6 protein-coding genes, 1 tRNA gene and 1 pseudogene are annotated in these 9051 nt (G+C 55.1%); 7 read left to right on the forward strand and 1 reads right to left on the reverse strand.

The features are described from left to right. Positions 1 to 510: alanine:cation symporter family protein (locus B2R17_RS19395; protein ID WP_286765270.1), on the forward strand; the 510-nt coding region annotated here is incomplete at its 5' end. 198 nt (positions 511 to 708) lie between these two features. Here the strand turns inward: B2R17_RS19395 and B2R17_RS19400 are convergent. Further along, positions 709 to 781 (reverse strand) — tRNA-Phe (locus B2R17_RS19400). Between the two features lie 182 nt (positions 782 to 963). Between B2R17_RS19400 and B2R17_RS19405 the strand changes: the two genes are divergently transcribed. The 6 genes and pseudogenes from B2R17_RS19405 to B2R17_RS19430 all read left to right on the forward strand — a co-directional run. Then, entirely contained in the window at positions 964 to 1962 is a 999-nt protein-coding gene (locus B2R17_RS19405) for a hypothetical protein (protein ID WP_008671212.1), read from the forward strand. Positions 1963 to 2207: 245 nt separating this feature from the next. Further along, positions 2208 to 2915 carry a MotA/TolQ/ExbB proton channel family protein gene (locus B2R17_RS19410; protein WP_007335005.1) on the forward strand — a complete coding sequence of 236 codons (708 nt, stop codon included), beginning with the start codon at positions 2208 to 2210 and terminating at the stop codon, positions 2913 to 2915. Next, positions 2915 to 3403 (forward strand): ExbD/TolR family protein, encoded by a 489-nt coding sequence (locus B2R17_RS19415; protein ID WP_008671209.1) that lies wholly within the window; start codon positions 2915 to 2917, stop codon positions 3401 to 3403. Before B2R17_RS19410 ends, B2R17_RS19415 begins: the two co-directional genes overlap by 1 nt. A gap of 118 nt (positions 3404 to 3521) precedes the next feature. Further along, entirely contained in the window at positions 3522 to 4256 is a 735-nt protein-coding gene (locus B2R17_RS19420; protein WP_286765453.1) for an ExbD/TolR family protein, read from the forward strand. A gap of 112 nt (positions 4257 to 4368) precedes the next feature. Next, complete coding sequence (locus B2R17_RS19425; RefSeq protein ID WP_339886611.1) at positions 4369 to 7758, forward strand: PQQ-binding-like beta-propeller repeat protein; 3390 nt, start codon at positions 4369 to 4371, stop codon at positions 7756 to 7758. Between the two features lie 3 nt (positions 7759 to 7761). Then, a pseudogene (locus B2R17_RS19430) lies at positions 7762 to 9051 on the forward strand (peptide ABC transporter substrate-binding protein); the annotation flags it as partial.

The following is a 9051-nucleotide window of genomic DNA, read 5'->3' on the forward strand; positions in this document are numbered from 1 at the left end:
CAGGGCCGCATGGCGATGCTGGGGACGTTCATCGATACGGTCGTGATCTGCACGATGACCGCGATCGTGATCGTCCTTTTCAACGCGGACAATTCGTTCGCATGGGGGCAAGTCGACTCGGCAACCAGCACTGTGTTGATCGATGGTGCTCGAATGGGCGGGGTGGATTTGACCTCGGCCGCGTTTGACAGTGTGTTGCCCGGATTCCGCTACTTGCTGACGATCGCGATCATCTTGTTTGCGTTTTCAACGATGATTTCATGGTCCTACTACGGTCTGCAGTCGTGGAAGTATTTGTTCGGACGCAGCACCGCTGCTGACTTGTCCTACAAATTGCTGTTTTGCTTGGTCGTGGTGATCGGGGCAGCGGTTTCGCTGGGGTCGGTCATCGAGTTCTCCGACGCGATGATTTTCGCGATGGTATTTCCCAACATGATCGGGCTGTTCCTGCTGTTCCCGAAGGTTCGTCAGGAACTGAACGCCTACTTGGAAGCCATTGGCCGGAAATAGCCCGCTTGGGTTGCCGGTAAGAGTTCGCCGCCGGATTTTTTCGGCGGCGGCAGGTGGCTAGGCGAAAGCCGATTTGGGCACACGCTGATTCGAAGTGGTTCCGGCCGCTTGTTTGGCTCGATGCGGCGATCGGCCGCGAATCAGAGGCTCTTTCGTCGGTCGGGTGATTCCGGCGACGAAAGGCAAGAAAGATGGGAGTGGTTAGAGGCGGGCTCGAACCGCCGACACCGGCCTTTTCAGGGCCGTGCTCTACCAACTGAGCTATCTAACCTTTTTGAATCAAACGAGCATAGTCGAGAGGGGTGGTTCTTTGCCAACCTCGATGCGACATCTGCGAAGTTTTCATTCAACGCGTGCTAAAAGTACGCTATCATGGTGCGTCTCGTCAATCGGACTCTTCAAAACACTTTTCCTGGCCAACGAATTGGTCGTTCCTTGCTCAAGGATTGATACATGGCTTCTTCCGATCAGAACGTGATCGACGAACCACAGATCGACGAAAAATCAAATATCACGAGCAATGACGGTGCGTCGCAAGGGGCGGGGTCTGCCAGCACGGATGGCATGACCGAGATTCAGAAGCAGCGATTGGAAGAACGCGAACGTTTGCGGACCAGCAAGTTCGACGTGGTGACTTCGCTGTTCATGTCGCTGATTTTGTTTATCGGTGCCTTTGTTCTGATGCTGTTCATCGTCTGGCTGACGATGCGAATGCCAGAAAGAGTCAAGTCATTCCCACCGATCGAGGAAAATGCGGCCGGTCGTGCCGACAACGCCGAAGGTTTCGAACGCGACTTTGAACCGCCGGGAGCGGAAGAAGTCGAGGAGCTGATGGAGCCCACCCTGCAGGACACGATCGAGGCGGTGACCGATGCGGTCAGCAGCGTCGCCGGTGCTCTGGACACCATGAACACGAGTGCCACGGCCAGCACCGCGGGCTCGGGAAAGGGTGACAGCCGTCCACCTGGTCCCGAGGGTGAAGGCGAAGACATCATTCCGCGATTCGAACGTTGGCAATTGAACTTTTCGGCCAAGGGGCTGAAGCCGTACGCCAGCCAGTTGGATTACTACAAAATTGAGCTTGGGGCGATCGGCGGTTCCGTACAGGGAGTCGACTACGCCAGCAATTTGGCGAGCAAACCAAAGTCTCGGCACGTCGACGACAGTGAATCAGAAAAACGTCTGTACTTCATGTGGACGACACCCAGCCCCCTGATGCAGTTCGACCGAACCTTGCTGACTCAGGCCGGAATCAACGTCACCGGTCGGCAGATGTTGAAGTTCATTCCGGAGCAGTTGGAAAACGAACTGGCCCACATCGAGCTCGAATACGCCAAAGAAAAGGGGCATCCAAGCGTTGTTTCGATCGCGAAAACGATCTTCCAAAGCACCGCCAGCGGAAGCGGGTACCAATTCGAAGTCGTGGATCAGCGGTACCGTAAAGGCAAATGACGTGAAATTTCCAAACGGGTGACCACAATGGAGTGCGGCGACCTTGTCGTCTTCACCCCCGGGGAATCTTTTTCGGCTCCGATCCGGTCGCATGACCAACACGAGCCTGATGGAAACCTCACCCAACCAAGTCCAGAACGCGAGGCAAAGCGGGCTGGCACCAAACCAAGTTGTCTCCTCAGCGGGACGCCCAACCGAATCCAAACAAACAACCGTATCACTCTGAAAGTACTTAGGACAAAACGTTGTTGCTCGCTGAAACTTCGCTGTACGAAATTATCTCCAACTCAACGTACCTGGCTCTTGCGGCCGTTGCGCTTTGGGGGCTGTATCAGATCGTGATCGTCTGGACTCGCGTCGGCCAAAAACGATTCAAGACGGAAGAACAACAAGACGCATTCATGGATGACGTCGAGCAGATGCTGCGTGCGGGCGACTACGAAGGCGTGCACGAATACTGCGATGGAGACGTGCGTGCGATTCCACAAATGATCGATATGGCCGTCGTCAATCGCGACGAAGGATTCAAACGAGCCAAGCAAATCATGATGGACCGTTTTCAGCGCGACGTGATGAGCGATCTGGAATATCGGCTCAGCTGGGTCAGCACGGTCATCAAGAGTGCTCCCATGATCGGGTTGTTCGGGACGGTGTTCGGGATGATGGGGGCGTTTAAGACGCTCGCAACTGCCGAACAAGTCGAACCTTCCGCGTTGGCCGGCGATATTCAAGTTGCCCTGGTGACAACGGCCAGCGGTTTGGCGATCGCGATTCCGCTGATGCTGTTGGTTGCCACCGTGATGATTCGAATCGCGAAAATGGAAGACTTGTTGGGATCCGGTCTCCAGCGATTCTTCGAAGCCTTCAAGGTTGGTTTGGCAAAGTCACAAGGGGCGGCAACCAAGAACGGTGCCTCCGCTAACGCCGAAGCGATTGCTGCAGGAGTGCGATAATGAGTCAAGGCTTCATTGACGACGATGATGATGACGACGAACCAGCGATGCCTCGCAAGAAGCGTCCTGAGGAGGAGATGGACATCACTCCGATGATCGACATCACGTTCCTGCTGCTGATCTTCTTTGTGGTTGCGTCCAAAATGGACCCGACGCAAACGGGGAAGATTCCGGAAGCCACCAACGGTTTGGCCATTTCGGCGAAGGATTCGGCCGTCATTTTCATTGAACCCGCCGGCGGTGATTCACCCGCGATTTTGCGTCGCTACGACGGCAGCGAATTCAGCAAAGACGAAGAGACCGCGACCAGCGAGATCGTTGAATATCTTACTGGTGAATTGGAAAAGTCCATCGGAACGAACAAGAACCAAGTGATGTTGCTCGGGGACGCGGAGGTGAAGGTGTCCGAGGTCACCAGAGTTCAGAAGATCGTTGGTGATGCGTTTCAAGATTTGGAATTCACTTACATCGCCGTCAAAGAACAGTAAGCAACGAGTCATAAAAAGGTGTCAGGTACCTTTTTCATTCGTTCCTATCCCGCATCCGTTTTGAGTGACAAACATGTCAATCCAATTTGAGTGCCCTTCCTGCGGTGAGTCACGTCTCGTGAACGAACGCTTGGGCGGACGAAAAATTCGGTGCCCAGGTTGTGACTCACCCATCACGATCCCGGAGGCGCCCGCGGTCGTGGAAGCCGAACCGGTGGAAGCTGAGCCAATCGAGGCTGAGCCAGTGGCGGTCGAAGCTGTCTCAGCGGAGCCGGTTGTGGATGCGGAGCCTGAGTTGGCAGCTGTCGGAAGTGCTGCTTCCAAAGCTCACGCCGCGATGGGTGATGTCGCTGCGGCGGCTGACTCGGTCGAGCCCGCCGCGTTCAGTTTGGATGACGATGACGACGATGCCTTGCCGCCGCGAAAAAAGCGCGACGACGGTGAGCTGGACATGACTCCGATGGTCGATGTGACGTTCTTGCTGCTGATCTTCTTTATGGTCACGGCGAGCTTTTCGTTGCAGAAGTCGATCCAGATGCCTCGCCAGCAATCCGAATTGCCAAGTTCCAATCCCGATCCTGATCCAACCGACGAAAAAGACCCGGTCGAACTCGAGATCGACGAGAACGGTGGCTTCCTTGTTCTTGCTCCTGAATGGGAAAGAGAAACGCCTGGCAAGCAGAACTTGATCACCGCCCTGAAAGAGGCGGTGGGCGACAATCGCGACGGCATGCAGCTGAACATCAAGGTTCACGAAAATGCCAAGCTACAGTTTCTGGTTGATGGCATGGACGCTGGAACGATTGCCGGCTTTGCTGCCTTGCAAGTCACGGAAGTCGACGGTTTTGACTGATTCTTTTCTAGACCCTCGTCCCCCTCATCGCACGCTGACAATGTCCCCGCGTCAGCAGTTGTGATTCTTTGCCTCTTGTCTTTTCTATCCACCAACAGAACCCACCGGCTCGATGGTCGGCGGTTTCACATTCATCAACATGCTTGCAAACGAACTGATTGACCAACTGGAACGGCGGGGTCTCTTGGACCAAGAGATCATTGAGGCGTTGCGAGAACAAATGTCTCAAGGTGGCTCACGCGTGACGCCCGAAGCGGTGGCCAAGTTGTTGGTCGACAATGGGCAACTGACACGATTCCAAGCGACCAAGCTGATCGGTGAACTACGCAGCGAATCGTATGATTCCGAAGCTGCGGAAGTGATCGAAGGCGAAGAAGATTTGACGGCGCAATTGATCGACGACGAAGAGGTTGCCGAAGCCGTTATCGAAGACGACGACCCATTTGGTGACAATCCGGTGGAAGTCGAAGCCATCGAGGCGGAACCTGTTGAAGTGGTCGCCGAGGCGGAAGTCATGGGCGATGCGATGGACGGCGCGCCGGCTCGCGGTCGCCCGTCTGCTCGAGTGAAGAAGCCAGAGACCAAGTCCACGTGGGACTCGTTCAAAATTTATGGCTACTTGGGAATCATCGGATTCTTGATCATCGCTGGCGGTGTGCTTTGGTTTGTGCTGTCGAAAGGCAACGCGGACGAGTTCATTGCGTTGGCGAATAAGCAATACGACAGCCAAAGCTATCAACCTGCTCAAGACGCCTACATCGCTTACCTCGACCAGTTTGGCCAGAACAGCCAGTATTCTTCGCTGGCCCGAACACGAATCACGATGTGCGAATTGTTTCGTGCCGAGCAAATGACTGACCCGGTTGCCGGGTTGGAAATGGCAAAGGAAAAGCTGCCGACAATCATCGATGAAGAGGCAATGAACGATGAACGTGGCAACCTGGCCGGTTTCCTCGTCGATGTCGCAGAGAACATTGCAAGAGAAGCCGAGGCGGCGAAAGAAACCGAAGAGAAACGGCGTCTGCTCGAGCGACTCGATGAGCAGCAAACGTTGATCGACAACCCGAACTACATGTTGTCGACAATGAAGACGACGTTGTCGGGTCGCTTGTTGCAATTGAGTGAAGCACGCAACCGCGTCAAACGCGAAATTGATCGCAACGTTCGCTTGGATGCGACCGAAGCAGCCATGCAATCCGCATTGGCGGAGAAGAAGACGAAGGAAGCTTACGACGAACGCGATTCGTTGCTTCGCGACTTTCCCGAGCTGGCCAAAGACCCGCGTTTGGTGACATTGATCGAAGAAGCGAGCGACATTCAACAGACGTTGGTCAAGCCATCGGCAAAGACTCCAAAGATCACGAACGAACCAGCCAGCGACGCTGCAGTGAAGTCCATTGTTCTGACGACACGTCAGGGCGATTCCATTCCGGGCGTGGAAGAAGAAGTCTTTTTCCTACGCGCCGGTGGATCGGTCCTGGCGTTCGCGGTCGACGACGGTCGTTTGCTATGGCGAGATTACACCGGGCAAGGCGAAGACTACACGCCGTTGCGTTTGGACGATGGCACCGCGGTTCTTTTGTCTGACATGGCCAACGACGAAATTCGTCGCTGCCGCGGAGAAGACGGCGAAGTCGAATGGCGTGCAAAGTTTGGCGAGCCATTTGTCGAACCCGTTTCGGGACGCGATTCCATCTTAGTGACCATGGATTCTGGCACGTTGGTGTCGTTGGATTCGGACTCAGGAGACGTCAAATGGTCGACGGATATGTCACAGGAATTGTCGACGCCCGCCGGACTGGATGACACGCTGAATCGGGTTTATATCCCCGGCAGTCACAGCAACCTCTATGTGCTCAACGCACGCGATGGCAAGTGCATCGAAAGCTTGTATATCGAACATGACGAAGGAACGATTGCGGTCGCTCCTGTGTCATTGCTCGGCCATGTGTTTGTGATCGAAAACGCCGGCAGCGACTACGCTCAAGTTCACGTTCTGAAAGTCGATGAGAACGGCGAGAACATCCAGGTCGCTCAGAGTCCGTTCCGCTTGGATGGCAATGTTGTCGTTCCACCGATTGTTCAAAACCGTCGATTGATCGTGTTGACCGATCGTGGCCAAGTTGCGGTGTACGACATTGAACCAACATCTGAAAAAGATCAGGTCTCGTTAATCGCTCAACAGGTTGCCGCGTATGACAAACCCACGCTGACTCGCATGGCGGTCGGTCGCAGTCAAATGTGGATCACCGGCAAACGCATCGGTCGCTATGAATTGCAAATCAACACGGGGCGAGTTGTTTACGATTGGGGCAAAAACGAAGGTGACACCTTCATCGGTCAACCATTGTCGCTCGACGATGTTCTCGTTCACGCTCGCGTGTTGAAAGGCACCTCCGCGATTCGCGTGACGGCGGCCGAACCCAAGACGGGACGCGAATTGTGGCGGACCGATGTCGGAACACCGATCGCGATGATCACGCGTGCTCCCGAAAGTGGCTTTCATGCGGTGACCAGCCAAGGTGCTCTGTTCGAGTTGACGTCTGATTCACTCTCGGCGGGATCAACGCAAGGCCCGATCGAAAACCCAGGTGCGAATGGAATCTCGATGAGTTTCCAAAATCCCATCGTGGTTGATGAAGTTCGACGCATGCTGCTGAACCAATCTCAGAAGGGTGAAGCGTTGATCTACGACCCCACACGTCGAAGTGAAAAGCTTCGCAAGGTGACCTTCCAACTGACGGGGCCCAAACCGACCGGAGTGGCAACGTTCAGCGGCGGTGGTTTGTTCTTGCCGCTTGATACCGGGCGTGCCGTGTTGATGGATTGGCAAACCGGACGCGTCAAAGGGGCTCCATTCCAACCAGCCAGCGACCCAACCGCTACGGTTCAGTGGACCAACCCAATCAAGAGTGCCGCTGACCCGGATCAAGTGTTGATCGCAGACAGTCGGAAGAAGCTTTATCGATTGCGCGTCGGCGACCAGATCCGAGAGTTGTCGAGCGTTGATTTGGAGTCGCCTTTCTTGGGCACCGTGGCGGGCATTGAATCGAGCTTGCTCGGCAGTGTCAGTGGTCCTGCATCGGACTACTTGGTCGGACACGACCAAACGGGGCTTGAGCAAACGTTCAAGAAGGTCTTGGACGGACGGATCGTTTGGGGACCCATCGCTGCTTCGTCGGAATCCGGTGGAGAGATCGCACTGTTGATCACTGACGACCAGACATTGCGAGGCTTCAGTGCTTCGGGTGAACCTCTCTTCCAAACGCAAATGCCAGAAGGCGGTTTGTTGGTTGATCAGGTTGTTTCGACCGGTGGTCGCTGGGTCCTGACCGGCAAAGATGGTTGGTTGACCGCGGTTGATCCCGCCTCCGGCAACGTGGTTGGTACAACTCTCCTGGGTCAACCTTTGTCGGCCGGTCCGTTGCCTGTTGGCGACAAGTTGCTGGTCCCGGGCACGGAAGGTGTCGTTTACATCACGAACATTCCCGGTGACGCCTGATCCATGCAATTTCAGTCCTTGATAAATTCCAACGTGTTGCATTTTCGACGACCTCGATGCTTTCCACGCATCGCCCAGAACGTTCTTCTGGTCGCTGTTCTTTTCGTCGTGGGCACGTCCAGTGTGCACGCCCAATTGCTGAACTATGCCGAGTCCGGTCGCCCGGAAGCTCCCGGTTTGGAACTGCTGCAGGAAGAGCCGCATGACCTGATTTACTTCACCGAGAAGTCCGGCGGCGGTTGGGTCAAGACTCGATTGTTGGATCTGCCCAGGCGTGAGATCCCAGCTTCGCCGACTGGTTCGCTGAAGTTCAGCATTGTCGGCGTCGAGCAACAAGAATTTGTTGCGAAGTGGACCGACATTGAGAACATCGATTTCTGGGAAAAACGTCTCGAGAGGGAAACAGCAGAACGAATCAAGGCCGGTGACTTCGTCGGTGCTTACCCGTTCCTATCGGTGCTGATTCGTGACTACCCGGCTCGCCCTGGTTTGAGACAGCTTCGGACGGAGTTCCTGTGGCGGGACGCGGCACGACGAGCAAAGAATGGTGAGTACGGTGCGTCACTGGCGATGTTGGAAGAACTGCGTCGCTATGCACCAGAGTACAAGACGCAAACGGTTTTGACCGCCATTGGCGCGTTGACGGATCAGCTGATGGATCAACTCGTCAGCGACGGAAAGTTGGAGTTAGGACAGCAGTTGCTCGCGCGGTTGGAAAAGGAATATCGCGGCCAGGATTTGTCATCGATCAAGAAATGGAACGCTCGATTCCTATCGATGGCGGAAGATAAACGCGACCAGGCTTTAGCGGCGTTGGAAGCCAAGAAATACCGAGATGCACGCAAGTTTTCGCGTGAGAGCATCTTCCTTAAACCTGATATTGAGGGCGGCACGGAACTGGTTCGCAAAGTCGACCAGATCTATCCGTTGGTAAACGTCGGGGTTTTGCAAACCGCGACCGTGTTGGACCCAACTCGTTTGGACAATTGGGCTGCTCGTCGTGCGGGACGCCTCTTGTACCGCGTGTTGTTCGAAATGCAGGGAGCCGGTCCCGAGGGTGGCGAGTACGAATTCATTTTCGGCGACACGGAACAGAGTCCTGACCGTCAGCGGTTCTCGATGTTCTTGGAACCTGAGCGATTGCCGGAACCTCTCAACCAAGTCGATGGCTTCTATCTGGCCGACGTTTTGGCGGATCGCGTCAAATCAGAATCGCCGACTTACTTCTCGCCTTGGGCCGCCGCGGTTCAAGCGATTGGGCTGGACGGTCCCAAACGAATCGATTGCATCTTG

This window comes from Rhodopirellula sp. UBA1907 (assembly GCF_002337565.1).
Classification (GTDB): Bacteria; Planctomycetota; Planctomycetia; order Pirellulales; family Pirellulaceae; genus Rhodopirellula; species Rhodopirellula europaea.

What these genes read in the sequence shown, in the direction of transcription:
- B2R17_RS19415 (WP_008671209.1), top strand. Translation starts at nt 2,915, where the DNA reads ATGAGTCAAGGCTTCATTGACGACGATGATGATGACGACGAACCAGCG.
- B2R17_RS19425 (WP_339886611.1), top strand. Translation starts at nt 4,369, where the DNA reads ATGGTCGGCGGTTTCACATTCATCAACATGCTTGCAAACGAACTGATT.
- B2R17_RS19405 (WP_008671212.1), top strand. Translation starts at nt 964, where the DNA reads ATGGCTTCTTCCGATCAGAACGTGATCGACGAACCACAGATCGACGAA.